Below are 22561 nucleotides of genomic sequence, written 5' to 3' on the forward strand. Positions count from 1 at the left end.
GCTCGATACCTGCGCAACAATTTATCGCGCCAATTAAAGCGGGGCAAATGGTGTTCGGGCGCATGCACAAGGCGCCCGACTGTGCCGGGTTCGGAGCAGGGGCAGGTGGAGATTCAGGAGCCTGCGAGCTGGGGCCTGGCTTTCTTCCTGCGACGCAAGGTCGGCGCGCAGCAAATCCTCAGGGGCGGATTTCGATCAGCGTACCGTCCTGCACCAGGTTCCATACTTCGCGCATGTCGGCGTTGCGCATGGCAATGCAGCCTTCGGTCCAGTCCAGGGTGCTGAAGAACCACTCGGGATATTCGTCATCCAGCGGGGTGCCGTGGATCATGATCATGCCGCCGGCGGAAACGCCTTTCTTGCGCGCATTGGCGGCATCACGGGCGTTGGGGTAGGAGATGTGCATGGACAGGTTGTACTTGTCGCTGGTCTTGCGCCAGTCGATCCAGTAGAAGCCTTCCGGGGTGCGCAGGTCGCCCTCGCGCACCTTGGCGCCGGTGGGCTCCTTGCCCAGCGAAATGCGATAGGACTTGAGCACTTCGCCGCGCCCCATCAGGTGCAGCTTGCGCTCCGATTTGACCACCAGCACCTTGTCCACCGGCTTGCCGCGCAGGGTGGGGGCCGTGGAAGCGTGGCTCAGGCTGACGACAGAAAGACAGAGTAGGGCGATCAACCAGCGCATTGCGATGTTCCGGGCAGAGTATCGAGTTTGTTATAGCGCGAGAGTCTGCCTATGCCGAGAACGATGTTCAATGCTCGCCAGTCGGACGGAGGCCTGGTTAGCATCGGGCGCCGACCCAGGAGATGACGATGTCTCAGCCCGAACTGTTACGTGAGCTGCAATTGCCGCAGGCGCACCTGAGTGCGGCCAGCGCCCTGGTGCGGGTGGCCGAGCGCCTGTTCGTGGTGGCTGACGACGAGCTGCATCTTGGCGTGTTCGACCTTGGCGACCCCGCGCCGGGACGCCTGGTGCGGTTGTTCGAGGGCAGCCTGCCGGCCGAGAAGAAGGCCCGCAAGGCGGCCAAACCCGATCTGGAGGCGCTGGCGCTGTTGCCGGCCATGGCCGATTTTGCCCAGGGTGCGCTGCTGGCGCTGGGTTCTGGTTCGACCCCAGACCGTCAGCGCGGGGTGCTGCTGGGCTTGGTTGAGCAGGCCGCGCCGAGGCTGATCGACCTGGCTCCGCTGTACCGGCCGCTGCACGCGCAGTTTGCCGACCTGAATATCGAGGGCGGCTTCCTGCTCGGCGATGAGTTTCTCCTGCTGCAGCGCGGCAACCAGGGACAGGCGGGGAATGCCGCCGTGCGTTATGCCTGGCACGCGCTACGTGATTGGCTGCTTGGCCTGAGCGAGGCGCCGGCACCGCGTGCCATCCAGCGGCTGGAGCTGGGCGAGCTGCAGGGCGTGGCCCTGGGCTTTACCGATGGTGCCGCACTGGCCGATGGCGGCTGGTTGTTCAGCGCGGTGGCCGAGAACACCGCGGATAGCTACAACGACGGGGCCTGCCTGGGGGCGGTGATCGGTTTGGTGGAGGCCGACGGGCAGGTGCGTCGTCTGGCGCAGCTGGCGGGGCGCTGGAAGGTCGAAGGTATTGCCCTGGCCGCAGACGGCAGCCTGCTGCTGGTGACCGACGCCGACGACCCGCTGGTGGCGGCCAGCCTGTTGCGGCTGCCGCTGGTGCTCTGATTCAGGGCGACAACAGCACGGCCAGTTCGTCGGCCAGCTCGGCCCAGTCCGAGTCGTCGGCCAGCGCCTCGCTGAGGAACTGCGCCTGGGCCTTGTTCCAGAATGGCGCCTTGGGCAGGGCCTGGCCCTCGGCCAGGCGGTGCTCGCGCAGGAAGGCTTCGATCTCGGTCTTGCCGTTGGCCAGGCCGAGCTGCTTGAACAGGCCGCTCAGGTTGTGTTCGCTGGTGTCCATGGTGCCTCCTTGTGCGGCCGGTCACGGGGCCAGCAAGGACTATAGACGGCCTCAGTCGCGCGGGCGCAGCGGCGCCATGCCCTCGTTGCGGATCGGGTAGTGCTGCTCGCGGCGGTCGGCGAAGAAGCACTTGAGGGTGCGACCAACGGTAGGGAAGGCCAGTTCCTGCCACGGCACCTCGTGCTCGTGGAACAGCTGCACCTCCAGGCTCTCCTCGCCGGCGCGGAATTCCAGGTCGATCAGTTCTGCGCGGAAGAACACGTACAGCTGGCTGATATGCGGCAGGTCGAACAGGGTGTAGAGGTGCAGGTCGCGTACCCGTGCGCAGGCTTCTTCGTCGGTCTCGCGCATGGCCGCTTCGGCCATGGTCTCGCCGTTCTCCATGAAGCCGGCCGGCAGGGTCCAGAAGCCGCGGCGCGGTTCGATGGCGCGACGGCACAGCAGCACCTGCTCGCCCCATACCGGAAGGCATCCGGCGACGATGCGCGGGTTCTGGTAATGGATGGTCTGGCACTGCGGGCAGACGTAGCGCAGGCGATTGTCGCCCTGGGGAATGCGCTGCTCCACCGGACCACCGCACTGGCTGCAGAATTTCATGCCGCGTTCTCCTGATTCGTTGCCCATGTTGGCGCCGCCGGGCGCGCTCGGCAAGCCGCTCCGCGCGTCTGGGGTCTTGGGCGGGCCGCGCCTTCGTGCCATGATGCCGGACAGAAGATAAGAACCCAGAAGAACCGAGAATCATCATGCTCGACGAGCTCCTGCAGCGCGTGCGCGGCCACAGTCCGCGCATCCTGGAGACCGACCGGCAGCACCCGCAGGCGGCCGTGCTGGTGCCGCTGACCCGCAGTGACGACCCGGAGCTGGTGCTGACCCTGCGTGCCAGCGGCCTGTCCACCCACGGTGGCGAAGTGGCCTTCCCTGGCGGCCGCCGCGATGCCACCGACCCCGACCTGGCCTTTACCGCCCTGCGCGAGGCGGAGGAGGAGGTGGGCCTGCCGCCCGGCCTGGTGGAGATCGTCGGCCCGCTCAGCCCGCTGGTGTCGCGTTTCGGCATCCATGTCACGCCCTATGTCGGCGTGGTGCCGGACTACGTCGAGTACCGCGCCAACGACGACGAGATCGCCTCGGTGTTCTCGGTGCCGCTGCGCTTTTTCCTGGAGACCCCGCGCGAGGTCACCCACCGCATCGACTACGAGGGGCGCAGCTGGTACGTGCCCTGTTATCACTACGACAACTACAAGATCTGGGGCCTGACGGCGGTGATGATCGTCGAACTGGTCAATGTCGCCTTCGGCGCCGGCATCGACCTGGCGCAGCCGCCGCAACCGTCGGTCCGGGTCATCAAGGTCTGAGAGGATTCGCCATGAAGTACCGTTTGGGTGACGCGCGCGTCGAGGCCCATCCCGAGAGCTGGATTGCCCCGACTGCGGCGGTGATCGGCAAGGTGCGCCTGGACAAGGGCGCCAGCGTCTGGTTCGGCGCCGTACTGCGCGGCGACAACGAGCTGATCCATATCGGCGAGAACAGCAACGTGCAGGACGGTACGGTGATGCACACCGACATGGGCTTCCCGCTGACCCTCGGCAAGGGCGTCACCGTCGGCCACAACGTGATGATGCACGGCTGCACGGTGGACGATTACAGCCTGATCGGCATCAACGCGGTGATCCTCAACGGCGCCAAGATCGGCAAGTACTGCATCATCGGCGCCAACAGCCTGATCCCCGAGGGCAAGGTGATTCCCGATGGCAGCCTGGTGATGGGCAGCCCGGGCAAGGTGGTGCGCGAGCTCACCGAGCAGCAGCGCAAGATGCTCGAAGGCAGCGCCGCCCACTACGTGCACAACGCCCAGCGCTATGCGCGCGACCTGGCCGAGGACGAAGCATGAGCGACGAACGCCCGGTCAAGTCGCCCTGCGTCAGCGTCTGCGCGCTGGACGAGCAGGATATCTGCATCGGCTGCCAGCGCACGGCGGCCGAGATCACCCTGTGGGGGCGCATGAGCAACGACGAGCGCCGTGACGTGCTGCAACGCTGCGCCGAGCGTACCCGCGCCGCCGGGCAGTTCCTGCAGCAGCCTGCACGCCCCTGAATTCCCTTTCTCCCTTTTCCGAGGACATCCGCATGCCCCGTATCGGCACCCCCTTGTCGCCCACCGCGACCCGCGTCCTGCTCTGTGGCTCCGGCGAGCTGGGCAAGGAAGTGGTGATCGAGCTGCAGCGCCTGGGCTGCGAAGTGATCGCCGTCGACCGCTACGCCAATGCTCCGGCCATGCAGGTGGCGCACCGCAGCCATGTGCTCAGCATGCTCGACGGTGCGGCCCTGCGCGCGGTGATCGAGATGGAGCAGCCGCACTACATCGTCCCGGAAATCGAGGCGATTGCCACCGATACCCTGGTCGAGCTGGAGGCCGAGGGCTTCACCGTGGTGCCCACCGCCCGCGCCGCCAAGCTGACCATGAACCGCGAGGGCATCCGCCGCCTGGCCGCCGAGGAGCTGGGCCTGCCGACTTCGCCCTATCACTTCGCCGACACCTTCGAGGCCTATGCCGAGGCGGTGAAAGCGGTCGGCTACCCTTGCGTGGTCAAGCCGATCATGAGCTCCTCCGGCAAGGGCCAGAGCGTACTGAAGAGCGACGCCGACCTGCAGGCTTCCTGGGATTACGCCCAGGAGGGTGGCCGCGCCGGCAAGGGTAGAGTGATAGTGGAAGGCTTTATCGACTTCGACTACGAGATCACCCTGCTCACCGTGCGTCACGTTGGCGGTACCTCGTTCTGCGCGCCGGTCGGCCATCGCCAGGTCAAGGGCGACTACCACGAGTCCTGGCAGCCGCAGGCGATGAGCGCCAAGGCTCTGGCCGAATCCGAGCGGGTGGCCTTGGCCGTCACCGAGGCGCTCGGTGGCCGTGGCCTGTTCGGCGTGGAGCTGTTCATCAAGGGCGACCAGGTATGGTTCAGCGAAGTCTCGCCGCGCCCGCACGACACCGGGCTGGTGACGCTGATTTCCCAGGATCTGTCCGAGTTCGCCCTGCACGCGCGGGCCATTCTCGGTCTGCCGATTCCGGCCATCCGCCAATTCGGTCCCTCGGCTTCCTCGGTGATCCTGGTCGAAGGCTCCTCGCAGCAGGTGGCCTTCGCCAACCTCGGCGCCGCCCTGGCCGAGGCGGATACCGCGCTGCGCCTGTTCGGCAAGCCGGAGGTGGACGGCCAGCGGCGCATGGGCGTGGCCCTGGCTCGCGACGAAAGCATCGAGGCGGCACGGGCCAAGGCCGTACGGGCGTCCGAGGCGGTCAAGGTCGAGCTGTGAGTCGCCTGCGCGCCGGGCTGTGGTGGGGCCTGGCACTCGCCGCATTGCCGCTGGCCTTGCCGCTGGCGCTGCATACCCGCCGCACCGCGCTGCGCCTGCCACCCGCCGCCGGGGCGCAAAGCGGCCTGGCGGGCGCGGGGCTGGGCGGCGCGCCGCTGCGCCTGGTGCTGATCGGCGAGTCCACGGTCGCCGGCGTCGGCGTCGAGGCTCAGGAAGCGGCGCTGGCCGGCCAGCTGGCCCAGGCTCTGGCGGCGCGCCTGCAGCGCCCGGTGGCCTGGCGCGCCTGCGGCGAGAACGGCATCACGGCGGGCGAGGCCTGCGAGCGCCTGCTGCCCCTGGCGCTCAGCGAGCCGGCGGACCTGGTGCTGCTGGTGTTCGGCGTCAATGACACCACGCACCTGAGTTCGCTGGCGCGCTGGGAGGACTCGCTGCGTGCGCTCAGTCGGGCGTTGAGCGCACGGGGGGAGCGGGTTGTGTTCACCGGCGTGCCGCCGATCCAGCACTTCAGCGCCTTACCCTGGCTGCTGCGGCGTCTGCTGGGGCTGCGTGCGGCCCTGCTGGATGCCGAGTTGCGTCGCCTCAGTGCGCAGGAGTGCGCGCAGTATGCGCGGCTAGAGCTGGAGTTCGCCGAGGAGTATCTGGCGCGCGATGGCTATCACCCGTCGGCGCTGGGTTACCGGGTATGGGGTGAGGGGCTGGCCGAGCAGCTTATTCCGCTGAGCGATTGACCCGGCCCTGCCTGATGCGCACGCTCTTTACCCGGTTGTCGCCGGAGTCGAGGATTTCCAGGCGGTAGGGGCCGATCTTCAGGCACACCGGGCTGTCCGGAATGGTCTCCAGGGCTTCGGTGACCAGGCCGTTTAGCGTCTTCGGGCCTTCGCTGGGCAGGTGCCAGCCGAGGGTCTTGTTGATCTCGCGGATGCTGGCCGAGCCATCGATGATCCGTGTGCCGTCGGCCTGGGGGTGGATGTCCGGGTTTTCCTCGCCTTCGGCGTGGCTGAAGTCACCGATGATCTCGTCCAGCAGGTCTTCCAGGGTGACGATGCCCTGTACGTCGCCATACTCGTCAACCACCAGCCCCAGGCGGCGCTTCTCGGCCTGAAAGTTCACCAGTTGCGTCGCCAGTGGTGTGCCCTCGGGCACGAAGTAGGCGGGCACGCAGCTTTCCAGCAGGGTTGCATGGCTCAGGCGGTTCTGCGTCAGCAGGGCCGCCAGGCGGCGCATGTGCACGATGCCCTCGATCTGGTTGATATCGCCGCGATATACCGGCAGGCGGGTATGGCCGACGCTACGCAGTTGCTCGACCAGTTGCGGCAGCTCGTCGTTCAGGTCGATGCCGACGATCTCGCTGCGCGGGATCATGATGTCGTCGACCGTGACCTTCTCCAGCTGCAGCAGTTGCAGCAGGGCGTGCTGGCGCTGCTGGCGTTCCTCCTGCAGCGTGCCGCTGCGTGGAGTGCGGCGCCGTTCATGGCGCGGCGCGCCATGGGTGCGGTCCTGGCGGCTGGGGCGGCGCAGGGAGAAGGGCAGCAGGTTGCGCTCGCGCAGTAGGAGCAGTCCGCCGAACAGCAGGATTGCCGCGCCGAGCCACCACTCATAGGGGGCGAGGTTCATGGCGCGTCAGATATGCAGGATGAATTCGCGGACCAGCTTGCTGCCGAAGTAGGCCAGCATCAGCAGGCAGAAGCCGGCCAGGGTCCAGCGAATCGCCTTGTGCCCACGCCAGCCCAGCTGGTGGCGGCCCCACAGCAGCACGGCGAACACGACCCAGGCGATGCACGACAGTACGGTCTTGTGCACCAGGTGCTGGGCGAACAGGTCCTCGAAGAACAGCCAGCCGGACAGCAGCGACAGCGACAGTGCCACCCAGCCGGCCCAGAGGAAGCCGAACAGCAGGCTCTCCATGGTCTGCAGTGGCGGGAAGTTGCGGATCAGCCCGGATGGGTGCTTGTGCTTGAGCTGGTGATCCTGCAGCGACAGCAGCAGGGCCTGGAACATGGCTATGGTCAGCAGGCCGTAGGCCAGGATCGACAGCAGGATGTGCGCGAGGATGCCCGGCGCTTCGTTGATCGGCTGGCTGGTGCCGGCCGGGGCAAACTGGGCCAGCAGCACGGTCAGCGCACCGAGCGGGAACAGCGGCAGCAGCAGGTTCTCCACCGGGATGCGGGTCGTGCCGATCAGGATCAGGGCGATGACGGCGCAGGCGATCAGGCTGGAGGCGTTGAAGAAATCCAGATTGAGGCCGCTGCCCGGCAGCAGCTGCAGGCTCAGGCTGAGTGCATGGGCGAGCAGGGCGAGCGCGCCGAGCAGGCCGAGCAGGCGCTTGTCCGACGCCTGGCGGCGGGCGAAACGCGATCCCTGGTAGAGGGTGGCGCCGGCATACAGGCCGGCGGCGGCGAGACTGGGCAGCAGAGGGTGCATAAATCCGTGTATGGCTAGGCCCGAAAGGCCGTGAGTGTGGCATACAAGGCGCATTTCACGAAAGACCATCGGCGGTGTCGGCAGCCCGGCCAGTTCGATATACTCCGCGGCCTGCTGCAAGCACCCGCTCAAAGGATCGCGCATGTTCGAGAACCTAACCGACCGCCTGTCACAGACGCTGCGCCATGTCACCGGCAAGGCCAAGCTGACCGAGGACAATATCAAGGACACCCTGCGCGAGGTGCGCATGGCCCTGCTCGAGGCCGACGTCGCCCTGCCGGTGGTCAAGGACTTCGTGGGCAAGGTCAAGGAGCGGGCGGTCGGCACCGAGGTGTCGAAGAGCCTGACGCCGGGTCAGGCTTTCGTGAAGATCGTCCGCGCCGAGCTGGAAGAACTGATGGGCGCGGCCAATGAAGACCTCGCCCTGAACGTCGCGCCGCCTGCCGTGGTGCTGATGGCCGGCCTGCAGGGTGCCGGTAAGACCACCACTGCTGGCAAGCTGGCGCGCTTCCTCAAGGAGCGCAAGAAGAAGTCGGTGATGGTGGTGTCCGCCGACGTCTACCGCCCGGCGGCGATCAAGCAGCTGGAGACCCTGGCCAGCGACATCGGCGTGACTTTCTTCCCTTCCGACATCAGCCAGAAGCCGGTGGCCATCGCCCAGGCGGCGATCGCCGAAGCCAAGCTGAAGTTCATCGACGTGGTAATCGTCGACACCGCCGGTCGCCTGGCCATCGACGAAGAGATGATGGCCGAGATCCAGGCCGTGCACGCGGCGATCAAGCCGGCCGAGACCCTGTTCGTGGTCGATGCCATGACCGGTCAGGATGCTGCCAACACCGCCAAGGCCTTCGGCGAGGCGCTGCCGTTGACCGGCGTGGTGCTGACCAAGGTCGACGGTGACGCCCGTGGTGGTGCCGCGCTGTCGGTGCGTCAGATCACCGGCAAGCCGATCAAGTTCATCGGTATGGGCGAGAAGAGCGAGGCGCTGGAGCCTTTCCACCCGGACCGCATCGCCTCGCGCATCCTCGGCATGGGCGACGTGCTCAGCCTGATCGAGCAGGCCGAGCAGACCCTCGACCGCGAGAAGGCCGAGAAGCTCACCAAGAAGCTGAAGAAGGGCAAGGGCTTCGACCTCGAAGACTTCCGTGACCAGCTGCAGCAGATGAAGAACATGGGCGGCCTCGGCGGCCTGATGGACAAGCTGCCGTCCATCGGTGGCGTCAACCTGTCCCAGGTGGCGGGTGCGCAGAGCACGGCGGAGAAGCAGTTCAAGCAGATGGAGGCGATCATCAACTCCATGACACCGGCCGAACGTCGCGATCCGGAACTGATTAGCGGCTCGCGCAAGCGCCGTATTGCGCTGGGTTCCGGCACCCAGGTGCAGGACGTCGGTCGGCTGATCAAGCAGCACAAGCAGATGCAGAAGATGATGAAGAAGTTCACCAGCAAGGGCGGCATGATGAAGATGATGCGCGGCCTGGGCGGCATGATGCCGGGTGGCCTGCCGAAGCTGTGATCCGGCGCTGCCGATGGGTGGCGGAAAAAGAGATTTGCAAACGGCCGGATAATCCTTAGAATATGCGGCCTTTCGGGCCTAGGCCCATTAAAAGTGTGTGCCTTTAAGTTAGCACCGATTACAGGAACGAAGTTCAATGGTAACCATCCGTCTTGCTCGTGGCGGCTCCAAGAAGCGCCCCTTCTACCACCTGACCGTGACCAACAGCCGCAATGCGCGCGATGGTCGCTTCGTTGAGCGCATCGGTTTCTTCAACCCGGTCGCCACTGGTGCCGAAGTGAAGCTGTCCGTGAATCAAGAGCGCGCTACCTACTGGCTGAGCCAGGGCGCCCAGCCGTCTGAGCGCGTTGCTCAGCTGCTGAAGGAAGCGGCCAAGGCTGCAGCCTAAGCACTATGAGCGCGACGCCGTCCGTCGAGGACCTGATCGTCCTCGGCAAGATCACTTCGGTGCACGGCGTGCGTGGGGAAGTGAAGATCTATTCCTTCACCGACCCGATTGACAACCTGCTCGACTACACCGCCTGGACGCTCAAGCGTGACGGCGAGGTCAAGCAGGTGGAGCTGGTCAGTGGCCGCCTCCAGGGCAAAGTCCTGGTGGCCAAGCTCAAGGGGCTCGATGACCGCGAAGTGGCACGCACTTTCGCGGGTTTCGACATTTGTGTGCCCCGTGCGCTGCTACCTGATCTGGATGACGGCGAGTACTACTGGCATCAGCTGGAAGGACTGAAGGTGATCGACCTGCAAGGGCAGTTGCTCGGGCGCATCGACCACCTGCTGGAAACCGGCTCCAACGATGTGATGGTGGTCAAGCCCTGTCCGGGCAGCCTGGATGACCGTGAGCGCCTGCTGCCCTACACCGAGCAGTGCGTGCAACAGGTTGACCTGGCCGCCGGCGAGATGCGGGTGGACTGGGACGCGGACTTCTGAAGCCCGCCCCATGCGTGTCGAAGTCATCAGCATCTTTCCGGAGATGTTCGCCGCCATCAGTCAGTACGGCATTACCAGTCGTGCGGTGAAGCAGGGCTTGCTGCAGTTGAACTGCCGGCAGCTGCGTGATTACACCCACGACCGTCACCAGACGGTGGACGATCGCCCCTTCGGCGGCGGACCCGGCATGGTGATGAAGATTCAACCCCTGGAAGATGCTCTGGCTGCGGCCAAGGCGGATGTCGGGGGCGCGGCGAAGGTCATTTACCTGTCGCCGCAGGGCCGCCAGCTGACTCAGCAGGGGGTTCGTGAACTGGCTAGCGAGCAGGCGCTGATTCTTATCGCCGGCCGCTACGAAGGCATCGACGAGCGCTTCATCGAGGCGCATGTCGATGAGGAATGGTCGATTGGCGATTACGTCCTCTCCGGCGGTGAGCTTCCGGCGATGGTGCTGATCGATGCTGTTACGCGGCTGCTCCCGGGTGCGCTTGGGCATGCAGATTCCGCCGAGGAGGACTCGTTCAGCGATGGCCTCCTCGATTGCCCGCACTACACCCGTCCTGAGGTGTACGAAGGCAAACGTGTTCCTGATGTGTTGCTCAGTGGCAACCACGAACACATCCGGCGTTGGCGCCTCCAGCAAGCCCTTGGGCGAACCTGGGAACGTCGTGCCGATCTTCTGGATAGCCGCTCGCTTTCTGGAGAAGAGAAGAAGCTGCTGGAGGAATACATCCGCCAGCGGGACGATAGTTAAGGTATCGATGGCAGACCGCGTCTGTCTTAGGAGCACAGCATGACCAACAAGATTATCCAGATGCTCGAAGCCGAGCAGATGAACAAAGAAATCCCGGCTTTCGCCCCGGGCGACACCATCATCGTTCAGGTGAAGGTGAAGGAAGGCGACCGTTCCCGTCTGCAGGCCTTCGAAGGCGTGGTGATCGGCAAGCGTAACCGCGGCCTGAACAGCGCCTTCACCGTGCGCAAGATCTCCAACGGCGTGGGCGTGGAGCGTACCTTCCAGACCTACTCCCCGCTGATCGACAGCGTCACCCTGAAGCGTCGCGGCGACGTGCGCAAGGCCAAGCTGTACTACCTCCGCGACCTGTCCGGCAAGGCAGCTCGCATCAAGGAAAAACTGTCCTGATCGGACGGTCTTCCGACCTGAAAGAAGCAGCCCTCGGGCTGCTTTTTTCGTTTATGGGGCCTGCTGGCCGTCGGGCCGCAGGCGAACAGGCCATTTTCCATCGAGAGCAGTAGTGGCATGACTCCCAGAGAGCAAGAGATCCAGCGGCGTATCGAGTTGTCGGAGACCCGCGTCGTCAAGGCGGTGTTCCCGCCCACCACCAATCACCACAACACCCTGTTCGGCGGCACTGCGCTGGCCTGGATGGACGAGGTGTCGTTCATCGCCGCCACGCGCTTCTGCCGCCTGCCGCTGGTGACGGTGTCCAGCGACCGTATCGACTTCAAACACGCGATTCCCGCCGGCTCGCTGGTCGAGCTGATCGGCCGGGTGATCAAGGTCGGCAACACCAGCCTCAAGGTCGAGGTGGAGGTGTATGTCGAGGGCATGTACTGCGGTGGTCGCGAGAAGGCCATCACCGGGGTGTTCAGCTTCGTCGCCATCGGCGAGGACCAGAAACCGGTGCCGGTGCTGCCGGATCTGACCTGAATTCAAGGCGCCCGCGGGCGCCTTGTTCATTGGGCTGCCGGTTCGATCAGGGCCAGCAGCGTCCAGCCGGCAGCCGGGCTGAACGACAGCGGTTCACTGGCCACGTGCACCCAGCCGCGTGGCTCGATTGCCAGCAGCAGCACCGCGCGCTCGCCGTGCAGGGCCTGGTAGTCCGCCCAGCCAAAGGCCTCCGTCAGGGTGGTGCTGCGTACCTCGGCGCCACGGGCAAGCATCCCCGCCAGTTGCCCATAGCTCTGCGCCGGCAGGCCGAGGCTGCGGCCGCGGTGCTCTGCGCTGCCGCGGTGCTTTTCGCTCAGGCGCAGCTCGCGGGCGTTGGCCAGGCTGTACAGGTTGGCCTTGCCGAAATCCGGTCGGAAGCGGGCGCAGGCCAGGCTGTTCTGCTCGCCAGAGGGTGACAGGGCCAGCAACTGGCCGATGCCGGTCAGGTCCAGATGGGCATCGGCGTGCTGCGAGGCGGGATTGCCGAAGTAGGTGGGCAGGCCGTCCATGCGTGCAGCGGCAATGTTGTCCCAGTGGGAGTCGGTCAGCAGCACGCGGCTGCCCTGGAGGTGCAGCGCCTTGCCGATAGCGCGGGCGACCGGGTTGGCACCGATGATCAGGAAACCGCGTGCGGCGGGCTCGGCGATACCGAGCAGGCGTGCCAGCGGCCTGGCGGTAGCGCTTTGCAGCACCACGGTGCCGATAATTACCAGGAAGGTCAGTGGCACCAGGAGCTGGGCCTGGGCATAGCCCTGTTGCTGCAGGCGCTCCGCGAAGATCGCCGAGACGGCGGCAGCGACGATGCCACGCGGGGCGATCCAGGCCAGCAGGCCGCGCTCGCGCCAGTTCAGGCTGGAGCCGAAGGTGCTGAGCGCGACGTTGAGCGGACGTGCCACCAACTGGATCACCGCCAGCAGCACCAGGGTGGCCGGTCCCAGGGCCAGCAGCGCCTGCAGATCCAGGCGCGCAGCGAGCAGGATGAACAGGCCTGAGATCAGCAATACGCTGAGGTTCTCCTTGAAGTGCAGGATGTGCTTCACCTCCACCCCGCGCATGTTTGCCAGCCACATGCCCATCACGGTGACCGCCAGCAGGCCGGATTCGTGTACCAGCTGGTTGCTGCCGATGAAGATCCCCAGCACGCAGGCCAGGGCGCCGAGGTTGTGCAGGTATTCCGGCAGCCAGTGGCGGCGCAGTGCCAGGCCGAAGAGGAAGCCGCCTGCGGCGCCGAACGAGGCGCCGCAAGCGATGACGGCGGCGAAGGTGCCCAGTGGCGCACTGCCGCTGCGGCTGACGATGAAGCTGAACACCACCACGGCGAGCAGGGCACCGATGGGGTCGATGACGATGCCCTCCCAGCGCAGGATGTTGCCTACCGAGGCGCGTGGCCGCATCACCCGCAGCATGGGCGCTATCACCGTGGGGCCGGTGACCAGGGTCAGGGTGCCGAAAAGCAGTGCCAGGTCCCAGGGGAAATCCAGCAGGTAGTGGGTGGCCACTGTGATCACCGCCCAGGTCGCCAGTGCGCCGATGGTCACCATGCGCCGCACCACCTGGCCGATCTCGCGCCATTCCGAGAGATGCAGGGTCAGGCTGCCCTCGAACAGGATCAGGGCGACGGCCAGTGACACCAGCGGGAACAGCAAGGGGCCGAACAGCGCGTCGGGGTGCAGCCAGCCGAGCAGGGGCCCGGCCAGAATGCCGCAGAGCAGCAGGAGGAGAATCGCCGGCAGGCGCAGGCGCCAGGCCAGCCATTGGCTGGCCAGTGCGGCGGCGCCGATGCCACCGAGGCTGAGCAGGATATGCGACTCGCTCATCAGGACTCCTTGTCGCTGGTGGGGCGGGAGGGGCTGTGGAAGACTAACGCGCCTGAGCCCAGGAAAAACAGCCGCACGATGCCCGTTCTCGACCATCCCCTAATCGACCGCTTTCTCGATGCCCTGTGGCTGGAAAAAGGTCTCTCGCCGCACACGCGGGCGGCCTATCGCAGCGATCTCGGGCATTTCCATGCCTGGTTGCAGGCGCGCGGCGTCGCCCTGGAGCAGGCTGGACGCGACAGCATTCTCGATCACCTCGGCTGGCGCCTGGAGCAGGGCTACAAGGCCCGCTCGACGGCGCGCCTGCTCTCCGGGTTGCGCGGCTTCTACCGCTACCTGCTGCGCGACGGCCTGATCAGTGAGGACCCGACCCTGCAGGTCGAGCTGCCGCAGCTTGGCCGGCCGCTGCCCAAGTCGCTGTCCGAGGCGGATGTCGAGGCACTGCTGGCGGCGCCGGAGCTGGACGATCCGATCGGCCTGCGCGACCGTGCCATGCTCGAAGTGCTGTATGCCTGCGGCCTGCGCGTCACCGAACTGGTGTCGCTGACCCTGGAGCAGGTCAACCTGCGCCAGGGCGTGCTGCGGGTGTTCGGCAAGGGCAGCAAGGAGCGCCTGGTGCCGCTGGGTGAGGAGGCCATCGCCTGGGTCGAGCGCTATACCCGCGAGGCGCGGCCTTTTCTGCTCGACGGCAAGCCCAGCGACGTGCTGTTTCCCAGCCTGCGCGGCGAGCAGATGACCCGGCAGACGTTCTGGCACCGGATCAAGCACCAGGCGAAGGTGGCGGGCATTCTCAAGCCGCTGTCGCCGCACACCCTGCGCCACGCCTTCGCCACCCACCTGCTCAATCATGGCGCCGACCTGCGCGTGGTGCAGATGCTGCTGGGCCACAGCGATCTGTCGACCACGCAGATCTATACCCATATCGCCCGCGCGCGGCTGCAGGAGCTGCACGCCCAGCACCATCCCCGGGGGTGAGCCCGCTGGCGACCCATTGCGTTGCAAAGGGCGAGCGACCGATCCATCTCATCACCCACGCCGCAGCACATCGCAATTCATCCGCCCGACGCGCCCGCCTGGCGTCTGCGGTCGGCGCTGCAGCCTGGCTGTGGTAGTCTGGCGCCACTGTCACAGGAGTCTTCCATGCCCGTAATTCGCGTTCTCGGTGGCGTCGTTCTCGGCCTCGCCGCTTCCGTTGCCCTGGCCGCTGATCCCGACCAGGCCATTCGTGCCACGCTGACCAAGCTGCAACCCGACATGCCCATCGAGGCCATCGCCGAGAGCCCGATGACCGGCCTGTACCAGGTGCACCTGAAGGGTGGTCGCCTGCTCTACGCCAGTGCCGACGGCCAGTTCCTGATGCAGGGCAACCTGTACCAGATGAAGGGCAATGACGCGGTCAATCTGACCCGCCAGGCCGAGAGCAAGGGCGTGGCCAAGGAAATCAACGCCATTCCGTTGAATGAGATGGTGGTGTTCTCGCCCAAGGAACCGGCCAAGGCGCATATCACCGTGTTCACCGATACCGACTGCGGCTACTGCCAGAAGCTGCACAGCGAGGTGCCGGAGCTCAACCGCCGTGGTATCGAGGTGCGCTATGTCGCCTTCCCGCGCCAGGGTGTCGGCAGCCACGGCTACAACACCCTGGTCAGCGTCTGGTGCGCCAAAGATCGTCAGGCCGCGATGAACAAGGCCAAAGCCCGCGATGACGTGCCGGCAGCCACCTGCGACAACCCGGTGACCAAGCAGTACGAGCTGGGTCAGATGATCGGCGTCAATGGCACTCCGGCCATCGTGCTCGGCAACGGCGAGCTGATTCCGGGCTACCAGCCGGCGCCGCAGCTGGCCGAGATTGCCCTGCAGGCCAAGTGATCCGGCCGTCGCGCCGATTGACCTGGGGGGCTGGCGCTTCGTAAAGTGCGGCTCTTTTGTGCGGCCGGGGTTCGCCCCGGCCGTTTCGTGTAGCAGATGGGGAAAACAACGTGAAACCGGTGAAAGTGGGCATCTGTGGGCTGGGCACCGTCGGTGGCGGTACCTTCAACGTACTCAAACGCAACGCCGAGGAGATTGCCCGCCGTGCCGGGCGTGGAATCGAAGTCGCGCAGATTGCCGCCCGTCGCCCCAACCCGAAGTGTGAAACCGGCGCTACCCCCATCACCGCCGATATCTTCGACGTGGCGAACAACCCGGAAATCGACGTGGTCATCGAGCTGATCGGCGGCTACACCCTGGCTCACGAGCTGGTGCTCAAGGCCATCGAGAACGGCAAGCATGTGGTCACCGCCAACAAGGCGCTGATCGCCGTGCATGGCAACGAGATCTTCGCCAAGGCGCGCGAAAAGGGCGTCATCGTCGCCTTCGAAGCCGCCGTGGCCGGCGGCATCCCGGTGATCAAGGCGATCCGCGAGGGCCTGGCCGGTAACCGCATCAACTGGCTGGCCGGTATCATCAACGGCACCGGCAACTTCATCCTCACCGAGATGCGCGAGAAAGGCCGTGCCTTTGCCGACGTACTCAAGGAAGCCCAGGCCCTGGGCTATGCCGAGGCCGACCCGACCTTCGACGTCGAGGGCATCGACGCCGCGCACAAGCTGACCATCCTCGCCTCCATCGCCTTCGGCATCCCGCTGCAGTTCGACAAGGCTTACACCGAGGGCATCAGCCAGCTGACCAGCGCCGACGTCAACTACGCCGAGGCCCTGGGCTACCGCATCAAGCACCTCGGCGTGGCCCGCCGCACCGAGGCCGGCATCGAGCTGCGCGTGCACCCGACGCTGATCCCGGCCGACCGCCTGATCGCCAACGTCAACGGCGTGATGAACGCGGTGATGGTCAATGGCGACGCTGCCGGCAGCACCCTGTTCTACGGCGCTGGCGCCGGCATGGAGCCGACCGCTTCCTCCGTGGTGGCCGACCTGGTCGACGTGGTCCGCGCCATGACTGCCGACCCGACCAACCGCGTACCGCACCTGGCCTTCCAGCCGGATTCGCTGTCCGACCACCCGATCCTGCCGATCGGCGAGTGCGAGAGCGCCTATTACCTGCGCATCCAGGCCAAGGATCACCCGGGCGTGCTGGCCCAGGTGGCGAGCATCCTGTCCGAGCGCGGCATCAACATCGAATCGATCATGCAGAAAGAGGCCGAAGAACACGACGGCCTGGTGCCGATGATCCTGGTCACCCACCGGGTCGTCGAAGCCCGCATCGACGACGCCATCGCTGCCCTCGAAGGGCTGGCCGATGTGGTCGGCAAAGTGGTGCGCATCCGCGTCGAGCAATTGGTCTGAGGTAGAAGAGTCATGCGTTATATCAGTACCCGCGGCCAGGCCCCGGCCCTCAACTTCGAAGACGTCCTGCTCGCCGGCCTGGCCAGCGACGGCGGCCTCTACGTGCCGGAAAACCTGCCGCGCTTCACCCAGGAGGAGATCGCCTCCTGGGCCGGCCTGCCTTACCACGAGCTGGCTTTCCGCGTGATGCGCCCATTCGTCGCCGGCAGCATCGCCGACGCCGACTTCAAGAAGATCCTTGAGGAAACCTACGGCGTGTTCGCCCACAACGCCGTGGCGCCGCTGCGCCAGCTGAACGGCAACGAGTGGGTGCTGGAACTGTTCCACGGCCCGACCCTGGCTTTCAAGGACTTCGCCCTGCAGCTGCTCGGTCGCCTGCTCGACCACGTGCTGGCCAAGCGCAACGAGCGCGTGGTGATCATGGGCGCCACCAGTGGCGACACCGGCTCGGCCGCCATCGAAGGCTGCAAGGCCTGCGACAACGTCGACATCTTCATCATGCACCCGCACAACCGCGTGTCCGAGGTGCAGCGCCGGCAGATGACCACCATCCTCGGCGACAACATCCACAACATCGCCATCGAAGGCAACTTCGACGACTGCCAGGAGATGGTCAAGGCCAGCTTCGCCGACCAGGGCTTCCTCAAGGGCACCCGTCTGGTGGCGGTCAACTCGATCAACTGGGCGCGGATCATGGCCCAGATCGTCTACTACTTCCACGCGGCCCTGCAGCTCGGCGGCCCGGCGCGCTCGGTGGCGTTCTCGGTACCGACCGGCAACTTCGGCGACATCTTCGCCGGTTACCTGGCGCGCAACATGGGCCTGCCGATCAGTCAGCTGATCGTCGCCACCAACCGTAACGATATCCTGCACCGCTTCATGAGCGGCAATCAGTACGTCAAGGAAACCCTGCATCCCACCCTGTCGCCGTCCATGGACATCATGGTGTCCTCGAACTTCGAGCGTCTGCTGTTCGACCTGCACGGCCGCAATGGCGCTGCCATCGCCAGCCTGATGGATACCTTCAAGCAGGGCGGCGGCTTCAGCGTCGAGGAAGACCGCTGGACCGAGGCGCGCAAGCTGTTCGACTCGCTGGCCGTCAATGACGAGCAGACCTGCGAGACCATCGCCGAGGTGTATGCCGAGTGCGGCGAGCTGCTCGACCCGCACACCGCCATCGGCGTGCGCGCCGCGCGCGAATGCCGCCGCAGCCTGGCCATCCCCATGGTCACCCTGGGCACGGCGCATCCGGTCAAGTTCCCGGAAGCGGTGGAGAAGGCCGGTATCGACGCGGTGCCGGCGCTGCCGCCACACCTGGCCGACCTGTTCCAGCGCGACGAGCGCTGCACCGTGCTGGCCAACGACCTGCAGACCGTGCAGCAGTTCGTCGCCGCCCACGGCAATCGCGGCAAGCCGCTGTAAAGCGGCCCTGCGACGAAAAGCCCCGCCCGCTGCGGGGCTTTTTTATGGGCGGTGCCTGGCCCTGTAGTAGCCAGCTGTTACCCTGAAGCAGGTGCAGTGGAGCAGACTGGTCCCACATTCACTCCGAGGAGGCCACCGCCATGACGGCGAAGAAGATCCTGATGCTGGTCGGCGACTACGCCGAAGACTACGAGACCATGGTGCCGTTCCAGGCCCTGCAGATGGTCGGCCACAGCGTGCATGCGGTGTGCCCCGGCAAGAGCGCCGGGCAGACCGTGCGCACCGCGATCCACGATTTCGAGGGTGACCAGACCTACAGCGAGAAGCCGGGGCACAACTTCGCGCTGAACTTCGACTTCGCCAAGGTACGCGCCGAGGCCTACGATGGCCTGCTGATCCCCGGCGGCCGCGCGCCCGAGTACCTGCGTCTGAACGCCGAGGTGATTGCCCTGGTGCAAGCCTTCGCCAAGGCCGCCAAGCCGATCGCTGCGGTGTGCCACGGTGCCCAGCTGCTGGCTGCCGCCGACGTGCTCAAGGGCCGTGGCTGCAGCGCCTACCCGGCCTGCGCGCCGGAAGTGCGCCTGGCCGGTGGCGAGTACGTGGAAGTACCGATGGATGGCGTGCATGTCGACGGCAACCTGGTCACTGCCCCGGCCTGGCCGGCGCATCCGGCCTGGCTGGCGGCGTTCCTGAAAGTGCTGGGCTGAGAGAGGAGAGCAGGGACATGTGCGAGCTGTATGTAAAGGCTGATCCAATCCTCTACGAGTCACGCTCGCGCTCCCTGCGCATCCGCGGGGTGGTTACCACCCTGCGCCTGGAGAACCAGTTCTGGGACATCCTGCGCGAGATCGCCGAGGTCGACGGCATGACCACCAATCAGCTGATCACCAAGCTGTATGAGGAAGTCATGGATTACCGTGGCGAAGTGGTCAATTTCGCCTCCTTCCTGCGTGTCAGCTGTACCCGTTATCTCAGTCAGCGAGCGACCAGGCCCGCCAGCCTGAGCCTGATGCGTGGCGCGCGCGGAGGCTGACGATTCAAGGCGTCGGTTGACTACTCGGAGCCTGTCTATACTCCTCTTATCCAGAGGGGCCAGAGCAACCATGAACTTCTTTTCGGACCGCAGTAGTGCTGTACCGCAGTCTTCCCTGACATCCGATAGCAAACCTCGCTGGTGCGTACTGCTGGTCGACGATGATGTCGAGATTCACGGCATCACCCGCTTGGCCCTGCGTGGCTTCGAGTTCCACGGGCGCAGCCTGGAGTTGCTCTCGGCGCATTCCGCCGCCGAAGCACGCGAACTGTTCGCCCAGCGCGATGACATCGCCCTGGCGCTGGTCGATGTGGTGATGGAGACCGAACACGCCGGCCTGGACCTGGTTCGCTACCTGCGTGAGGAGTGCGGTAATCGTCTTACCCGCCTGGTGCTGCGTACCGGTCAGGCTGGCCAGGCACCCGAGGACCGGGTGATCCGTGAGTACGACATAGACGACTACAAGGAGAAAACCGAACTCACGACCCAGAAACTGCGCACCCTGCTGTATTCCATGCTGCGCTCCTATCGCGACCTGTGCGTCATAGAAGAACAGCGCCGTGGCCTGAGCAAAGTGCTGGATGCCTCGGCCAAGGTGCAGAACGCCGCCACGCTCAAGCTGTTTTCCTCCACGGTGCTGGAGCAGCTGACGTCCTTGTTGCACCTGAACCGCTCGGCGCTGTATTGCATGGTGCTGCCTGGCGCCGGCAACGGCGAGCGCGAGACCCGGACTCTGGCGGCCACTGGCGAGTTCGTCCGCTATCAGCCGGGTGGTTCTTTCGAGGAGCTGCCGGATGAGGTGGCGCAGCGCTTTCGTCAGGCGCTCACGCAGCAGGAGTCCCTTCACTTCGACGACGCCTACGTGATGTACATGCCCGGCGAGCGCGGTGGTGCCAACCTGCTTTACGTGACCCATGTCGAGCCACTCAGTGATCTGGATCGCCAGCTGCTGGAAATCTATATCCACAACGTGGCACTGACCTTCGAGAACATCAACCTGATGGAGGACCTGCAGGAAACCTCGAAGGAGTTGGTGTGCATCCTGGCTGACGCAGTGGAGGCGCGCAGCAAGGAGACGGGGGCCCATGTGCAGCGGGTAGCGCTGATCTGCGAGCGCCTGGCGCAGCTCATGGAGCTTGAGGAACGCGAGGTCCTGATGATCAAGCACGCTTCGCCCCTGCACGACATCGGCAAGGTGGCTATTCCCGACGCCATCCTGCACAAGCCGGGCAAGCTCGATGCTCAGGAGTGGGCGATCATGCAGAAGCATGTCGACTACGGCGTCAGCATCCTGCAACGCTCACGCCGTGACCTCATGCGTATGGGCGCGCTGATTGCGGGCCATCACCATGAACGTTGGGACGGTACCGGGTACCCGCAGAAACTGGCGGGTGAGGCCATTCCGTTGGCCGGGCGCATCGTTGCGCTGGCGGATGTGTTCGATGCGCTCGGCTCGAAGCGCAGCTACAAGGAGCCCTGGGATGACGAGGCCATCCGCGAAACGCTGTTGCGCGAGCGTGGCAAGCATTTCGACCCGAGCCTGGTGGACCTGCTGATGGATCACTACGAGGAGTTCAGTAGCATCCGAAGGCGTCTGCCGGATCTGCCGATGGAGCACTGAGGGGTGTCCGTGCACTCGCCTCAGGCGTTGCGCAGCCTGTCCGGCAGATTGATTCGCAGCACCCTGTTGCTGGTTGGCATCCTGGGGCTGTTGCTGAGTGCGCTGCAGATCGGCTTCGACTTGCGGCGCACCGCCAAATTGCCTGACGAAGATATGGAGGCCCTGATCGGTCTGACGCGCGAGCCCGCCACGGCCATCCTTTTTTCCCTCGACCGCGATCTGGCCGCCGAACTGCTCAGCGGAACCCTTAAACAGCCCGCCATCAGTCGCAGTCGTCTGATGATCAGTGACAGTGAACCGCTGGCCGTGCGTGAGCGCGCGCTGAGCACGGGCGCGCTGCGTGGCTTCAGCGACTGGTTGTTCGGTGCGGTACGTCACTACAGCTGGCCGCTGCGCTCGGAGACGGCAACCGGAGTCGAGGCGCTGGGAACTCTGGAAGTGGACGTGGACACCTACTACTACGGGCGAGTCTTCCTTGAGCGCGCCCTGATTACCCTGCTGCTGACGCTGCTTTACGCCCTGCTGCTATCGGCCTGTCTGCTGGCGGTGTTCCACCTGCAGGTCAGTCGTCCACTGATCAGTGTGATTCGCTCCATCGCCGGGGTTGATGTCGAGCAGGCGGAGAAGGCCCGCCTGCACGAGCCTCGTGGTCATGCCGACAGTGAGATCGGCCTGCTGGTGAGACTGACCAACGAACACCTGCAGACCATTGGTAATACGCTAGAACAGCTGCGTTTGGCGGAGGTCGGCCTGAAGCGCTATTCGGATGAGCTGGAGTCGCGCGTCGCCGAGCGCACTCGCGAGTTGTCCGAGAGTGTTGCCCAGTTGCAGGCGGCGCAGAGCCAACTGATCGAGTCGGAGAAGCTGGCTGCTCTGGGCGGGTTGGTGGCCGGCGTGGCGCATGAGGTCAATACGCCCTTGGGGATCGCCGTTACCGCTTCCTCGGTACTGAGCGAGGCGCTGGATGAGCTGGGGCGTCAGTTTGCCGAGCAAACGCTCTCCAGCGAAAGCTTTCAGCAGCTGCTGGGGCAGGCCGTCGATGGCAATGTCATGCTGTTCAACAACATCAAGCGCGCCGCCAAGCTGATCAGTGATTTCAAGCAGACTGCGGTGGATCAGGTCTCCGAGGCGCGCAGCGACTTCCTGGTTCAGCAGGTCCTTGCCGCGCTGATCGCCAGCCTCCATCCGGAGACCCGCAGGGTTCCCGTCGAACCTCTGCTCGCGTGCCCGCCCGATCTGCAGATGAATAGCCTGCCGGGCGTCCTGACGCAGGTCGTTGCCAACCTGATCATCAACAGTGTGCGTCATGCGTTCAGCCCGGAGATTTCCGCGCAAATCCGGATCGAGGTGCGCGAGCAGGCTGATCAGGTGGTACTCGAGTACCGCGACAATGGTGTCGGGGTGCCCGCCAATCTGCAGGAGCGGATTTTCGAGCCGTTCTTCACCACCAAGCGCGGCAGCGGTGGCTCGGGGCTGGGGCTCAACATCGTCTACAACCTGGTCACGCGCAAACTCGGCGGGCGTCTGGAATTCAGGTCCGCGCCGGGCGAGGGGGTGCACTTCGTGTTGTACCTGCCGCGAGACCTGCCCGTGCTGGCGGAGCGCAAGGACTGAGAGGGGCGGCAAGG

25 protein-coding genes and 1 pseudogene are annotated in these 22561 nt (G+C 65.5%); 20 read left to right on the top strand and 6 right to left on the bottom strand.

The window, feature by feature from the left end; all coding sequences use genetic code 11:
• Window positions 1–178: 178 nt before the first annotated feature.
• Window positions 179–682, bottom strand: coding sequence for a L,D-transpeptidase family protein (locus ACOAPY_RS05535; RefSeq protein ID WP_076428027.1), 504 nt, complete (start codon window positions 680–682; stop codon window positions 179–181).
• A 128-nt stretch (window positions 683–810) separates the two neighbouring features.
• Between ACOAPY_RS05535 and ACOAPY_RS05540 the strand changes: the two genes are divergently transcribed.
• On the top strand, window positions 811–1683 hold the full coding sequence (locus ACOAPY_RS05540) for a DUF6910 family protein (RefSeq protein ID WP_465155488.1): 873 nt from the start codon (window positions 811–813) through the stop codon (window positions 1681–1683).
• 1 nt (window position 1684) lies between these two features.
• Here ACOAPY_RS05540 and ACOAPY_RS05545 read toward each other — a convergent pair whose 3' ends face one another.
• Entirely contained in the window at window positions 1685–1915 is a 231-nt protein-coding gene (locus tag ACOAPY_RS05545; protein WP_237044012.1) for a DUF2789 domain-containing protein, read from the bottom strand.
• Between the two features lie 51 nt (window positions 1916–1966).
• Window positions 1967–2512, bottom strand: a complete 546-nt coding sequence (locus ACOAPY_RS05550) for an NUDIX hydrolase (protein WP_021700315.1) — start codon at window positions 2510–2512, stop codon at window positions 1967–1969.
• A gap of 146 nt (window positions 2513–2658) precedes the next feature.
• On the opposite strand from ACOAPY_RS05550, the gene ACOAPY_RS05555 reads away from it, so the two are divergent.
• Genes ACOAPY_RS05555 through ACOAPY_RS05575 form a run of 5 tightly spaced genes read left to right on the top strand, consistent with a single transcriptional unit; the run spans window position 2659 to window position 5948 of the window.
• Window positions 2659–3267 carry a CoA pyrophosphatase gene (locus ACOAPY_RS05555; protein ID WP_021700314.1) on the top strand — a complete coding sequence of 203 codons (609 nt, stop codon included), beginning with the start codon at window positions 2659–2661 and terminating at the stop codon, window positions 3265–3267.
• A gap of 11 nt (window positions 3268–3278) precedes the next feature.
• Window positions 3279–3803 (top strand): gamma carbonic anhydrase family protein, encoded by a 525-nt coding sequence (locus ACOAPY_RS05560; protein WP_061905206.1) that lies wholly within the window; start codon window positions 3279–3281, stop codon window positions 3801–3803.
• On the top strand, window positions 3800–4006 hold the full coding sequence (locus ACOAPY_RS05565; protein WP_465155490.1) for a DUF1289 domain-containing protein: 207 nt from the start codon (window positions 3800–3802) through the stop codon (window positions 4004–4006). Before ACOAPY_RS05560 ends, ACOAPY_RS05565 begins: the two co-directional genes overlap by 4 nt.
• A gap of 32 nt (window positions 4007–4038) precedes the next feature.
• Entirely contained in the window at window positions 4039–5220 is a 1182-nt protein-coding gene (purT, locus tag ACOAPY_RS05570; RefSeq protein ID WP_465155492.1) for a formate-dependent phosphoribosylglycinamide formyltransferase, read from the top strand.
• The gene (locus tag ACOAPY_RS05575) at window positions 5217–5948 is read left to right on the top strand and encodes an SGNH/GDSL hydrolase family protein (protein WP_465155494.1); all 732 of its coding nucleotides are present in this window, start codon (window positions 5217–5219) and stop codon (window positions 5946–5948) included. The genes purT and ACOAPY_RS05575 overlap by 4 nt, the downstream gene beginning before the upstream one ends.
• Here ACOAPY_RS05575 and ACOAPY_RS05580 read toward each other — a convergent pair.
• Both ACOAPY_RS05580 and ACOAPY_RS05585 read right to left on the bottom strand, forming a co-directional pair.
• Window positions 5929–6639 (bottom strand): annotated as a pseudogene (locus tag ACOAPY_RS05580) (transporter associated domain-containing protein); the annotation flags it as partial. The gene ACOAPY_RS05575 and the pseudogene ACOAPY_RS05580 overlap by 20 nt on opposite strands.
• Window positions 6640–6840: 201 nt before the next feature.
• Window positions 6841–7641, bottom strand: a complete 801-nt coding sequence (locus tag ACOAPY_RS05585; RefSeq protein ID WP_465155495.1) for a cytochrome C assembly family protein — start codon at window positions 7639–7641, stop codon at window positions 6841–6843.
• A 142-nt stretch (window positions 7642–7783) separates the two neighbouring features.
• Between ACOAPY_RS05585 and ffh the strand changes: the two genes are divergently transcribed.
• The 6 genes from ffh (at window position 7784) to ACOAPY_RS05615 (ending at window position 11756) form a co-directional block, all read left to right on the top strand.
• Window positions 7784–9157, top strand: a complete 1374-nt coding sequence (gene ffh / locus ACOAPY_RS05590) for a signal recognition particle protein (RefSeq protein WP_021700307.1) — start codon at window positions 7784–7786, stop codon at window positions 9155–9157.
• 136 nt (window positions 9158–9293) lie between these two features.
• Window positions 9294–9545, top strand: a complete 252-nt coding sequence (gene rpsP / locus ACOAPY_RS05595) for a 30S ribosomal protein S16 (protein WP_021700306.1) — start codon at window positions 9294–9296, stop codon at window positions 9543–9545.
• Window positions 9546–9550: 5 nt separating this feature from the next.
• Window positions 9551–10084, top strand: a complete 534-nt coding sequence (gene rimM, locus ACOAPY_RS05600; protein ID WP_021700305.1) for a ribosome maturation factor RimM — start codon at window positions 9551–9553, stop codon at window positions 10082–10084.
• Window positions 10085–10094: 10 nt separating this feature from the next.
• Entirely contained in the window at window positions 10095–10838 is a 744-nt protein-coding gene (gene trmD / locus ACOAPY_RS05605; protein WP_021700304.1) for a tRNA (guanosine(37)-N1)-methyltransferase TrmD, read from the top strand.
• Window positions 10839–10877: 39 nt separating this feature from the next.
• Window positions 10878–11228 carry a 50S ribosomal protein L19 gene (gene rplS, locus ACOAPY_RS05610; protein ID WP_021700303.1) on the top strand — a complete coding sequence of 117 codons (351 nt, stop codon included), beginning with the start codon at window positions 10878–10880 and terminating at the stop codon, window positions 11226–11228.
• Between the two features lie 117 nt (window positions 11229–11345).
• Window positions 11346–11756 carry an acyl-CoA thioesterase gene (locus tag ACOAPY_RS05615; RefSeq protein WP_465155497.1) on the top strand — a complete coding sequence of 137 codons (411 nt, stop codon included), beginning with the start codon at window positions 11346–11348 and terminating at the stop codon, window positions 11754–11756.
• A gap of 26 nt (window positions 11757–11782) precedes the next feature.
• Here the strand turns inward: ACOAPY_RS05615 and ACOAPY_RS05620 are convergent, their stop codons facing one another.
• On the bottom strand, window positions 11783–13573 hold the full coding sequence (locus tag ACOAPY_RS05620) for a cation:proton antiporter (RefSeq protein WP_465155499.1): 1791 nt from the start codon (window positions 13571–13573) through the stop codon (window positions 11783–11785).
• Window positions 13574–13651: 78 nt separating this feature from the next.
• Between ACOAPY_RS05620 and xerD the strand changes: the two genes are divergently transcribed.
• The 8 genes from xerD to ACOAPY_RS05660 all read left to right on the top strand — a co-directional run bounded on the left by xerD (window position 13652) and on the right by ACOAPY_RS05660 (window position 22547).
• A complete protein-coding gene (gene xerD / locus ACOAPY_RS05625; protein WP_377739463.1) occupies window positions 13652–14548 on the top strand; it encodes a site-specific tyrosine recombinase XerD in 897 nt (298 codons plus the stop codon).
• 165 nt (window positions 14549–14713) lie between these two features.
• Window positions 14714–15442, top strand: a complete 729-nt coding sequence (locus ACOAPY_RS05630; protein ID WP_465155500.1) for a disulfide isomerase DsbC N-terminal domain-containing protein — start codon at window positions 14714–14716, stop codon at window positions 15440–15442.
• Between the two features lie 110 nt (window positions 15443–15552).
• Window positions 15553–16857, top strand: a complete 1305-nt coding sequence (locus ACOAPY_RS05635) for a homoserine dehydrogenase (protein WP_061905194.1) — start codon at window positions 15553–15555, stop codon at window positions 16855–16857.
• Between the two features lie 12 nt (window positions 16858–16869).
• Window positions 16870–18279: a threonine synthase gene (gene thrC / locus ACOAPY_RS05640; protein ID WP_465155502.1), complete on the top strand. Its 1410-nt coding sequence runs from the start codon at window positions 16870–16872 to the stop codon at window positions 18277–18279.
• 140 nt (window positions 18280–18419) lie between these two features.
• Complete coding sequence (locus ACOAPY_RS05645) at window positions 18420–18986, top strand: DJ-1/PfpI family protein (RefSeq protein WP_465155503.1); 567 nt, start codon at window positions 18420–18422, stop codon at window positions 18984–18986.
• A gap of 17 nt (window positions 18987–19003) precedes the next feature.
• Window positions 19004–19312 carry a ribbon-helix-helix domain-containing protein gene (locus ACOAPY_RS05650; RefSeq protein ID WP_465155505.1) on the top strand — a complete coding sequence of 103 codons (309 nt, stop codon included), beginning with the start codon at window positions 19004–19006 and terminating at the stop codon, window positions 19310–19312.
• A gap of 70 nt (window positions 19313–19382) precedes the next feature.
• On the top strand, window positions 19383–20933 hold the full coding sequence (locus tag ACOAPY_RS05655; protein WP_465155506.1) for a DUF3369 domain-containing protein: 1551 nt from the start codon (window positions 19383–19385) through the stop codon (window positions 20931–20933).
• Window positions 20934–20936: 3 nt separating this feature from the next.
• A complete protein-coding gene (locus ACOAPY_RS05660; protein WP_465155508.1) occupies window positions 20937–22547 on the top strand; it encodes a sensor histidine kinase in 1611 nt (536 codons plus the stop codon).
• Window positions 22548–22561 lie beyond the last annotated feature (14 nt).

The sequence above is a fragment of the Pseudomonas stagnisoli genome (genome assembly GCF_048595745.1).
Classification (GTDB): Bacteria; Pseudomonadota; Gammaproteobacteria; order Pseudomonadales; family Pseudomonadaceae; genus Aquipseudomonas; species Aquipseudomonas alcaligenes_A.

Excerpts from the sequence above, each read along its gene's own strand:
- ACOAPY_RS05560 (WP_061905206.1), top strand. The coding sequence starts at position 3,279 with ATGAAGTACCGTTTGGGTGACGCGCGCGTCGAGGCCCATCCCGAGAGC.
- trmD (WP_021700304.1), top strand. The coding sequence starts at position 10,095 with ATGCGTGTCGAAGTCATCAGCATCTTTCCGGAGATGTTCGCCGCCATC.
- ACOAPY_RS05535 (WP_076428027.1), bottom strand. The coding sequence starts at position 682 with ATGCGCTGGTTGATCGCCCTACTCTGTCTTTCTGTCGTCAGCCTGAGC.
- ACOAPY_RS05620 (WP_465155499.1), bottom strand. The coding sequence starts at position 13,573 with ATGAGCGAGTCGCATATCCTGCTCAGCCTCGGTGGCATCGGCGCCGCC.
- ACOAPY_RS05630 (WP_465155500.1), top strand. The coding sequence starts at position 14,714 with ATGCCCGTAATTCGCGTTCTCGGTGGCGTCGTTCTCGGCCTCGCCGCT.
- ACOAPY_RS05645 (WP_465155503.1), top strand. The coding sequence starts at position 18,420 with ATGACGGCGAAGAAGATCCTGATGCTGGTCGGCGACTACGCCGAAGAC.
- ACOAPY_RS05565 (WP_465155490.1), top strand. The coding sequence starts at position 3,800 with ATGAGCGACGAACGCCCGGTCAAGTCGCCCTGCGTCAGCGTCTGCGCG.
- ACOAPY_RS05545 (WP_237044012.1), bottom strand. The coding sequence starts at position 1,915 with ATGGACACCAGCGAACACAACCTGAGCGGCCTGTTCAAGCAGCTCGGC.
- purT (WP_465155492.1), top strand. The coding sequence starts at position 4,039 with ATGCCCCGTATCGGCACCCCCTTGTCGCCCACCGCGACCCGCGTCCTG.
- ACOAPY_RS05585 (WP_465155495.1), bottom strand. The coding sequence starts at position 7,641 with ATGCACCCTCTGCTGCCCAGTCTCGCCGCCGCCGGCCTGTATGCCGGC.
- xerD (WP_377739463.1), top strand. The coding sequence starts at position 13,652 with ATGCCCGTTCTCGACCATCCCCTAATCGACCGCTTTCTCGATGCCCTG.
- ffh (WP_021700307.1), top strand. The coding sequence starts at position 7,784 with ATGTTCGAGAACCTAACCGACCGCCTGTCACAGACGCTGCGCCATGTC.
- ACOAPY_RS05650 (WP_465155505.1), top strand. The coding sequence starts at position 19,004 with ATGTGCGAGCTGTATGTAAAGGCTGATCCAATCCTCTACGAGTCACGC.
- rimM (WP_021700305.1), top strand. The coding sequence starts at position 9,551 with ATGAGCGCGACGCCGTCCGTCGAGGACCTGATCGTCCTCGGCAAGATC.
- thrC (WP_465155502.1), top strand. The coding sequence starts at position 16,870 with ATGCGTTATATCAGTACCCGCGGCCAGGCCCCGGCCCTCAACTTCGAA.
- ACOAPY_RS05555 (WP_021700314.1), top strand. The coding sequence starts at position 2,659 with ATGCTCGACGAGCTCCTGCAGCGCGTGCGCGGCCACAGTCCGCGCATC.
- ACOAPY_RS05540 (WP_465155488.1), top strand. The coding sequence starts at position 811 with ATGTCTCAGCCCGAACTGTTACGTGAGCTGCAATTGCCGCAGGCGCAC.
- rplS (WP_021700303.1), top strand. The coding sequence starts at position 10,878 with ATGACCAACAAGATTATCCAGATGCTCGAAGCCGAGCAGATGAACAAA.
- ACOAPY_RS05550 (WP_021700315.1), bottom strand. The coding sequence starts at position 2,512 with ATGAAATTCTGCAGCCAGTGCGGTGGTCCGGTGGAGCAGCGCATTCCC.
- ACOAPY_RS05655 (WP_465155506.1), top strand. The coding sequence starts at position 19,383 with ATGAACTTCTTTTCGGACCGCAGTAGTGCTGTACCGCAGTCTTCCCTG.
- rpsP (WP_021700306.1), top strand. The coding sequence starts at position 9,294 with ATGGTAACCATCCGTCTTGCTCGTGGCGGCTCCAAGAAGCGCCCCTTC.
- ACOAPY_RS05615 (WP_465155497.1), top strand. The coding sequence starts at position 11,346 with ATGACTCCCAGAGAGCAAGAGATCCAGCGGCGTATCGAGTTGTCGGAG.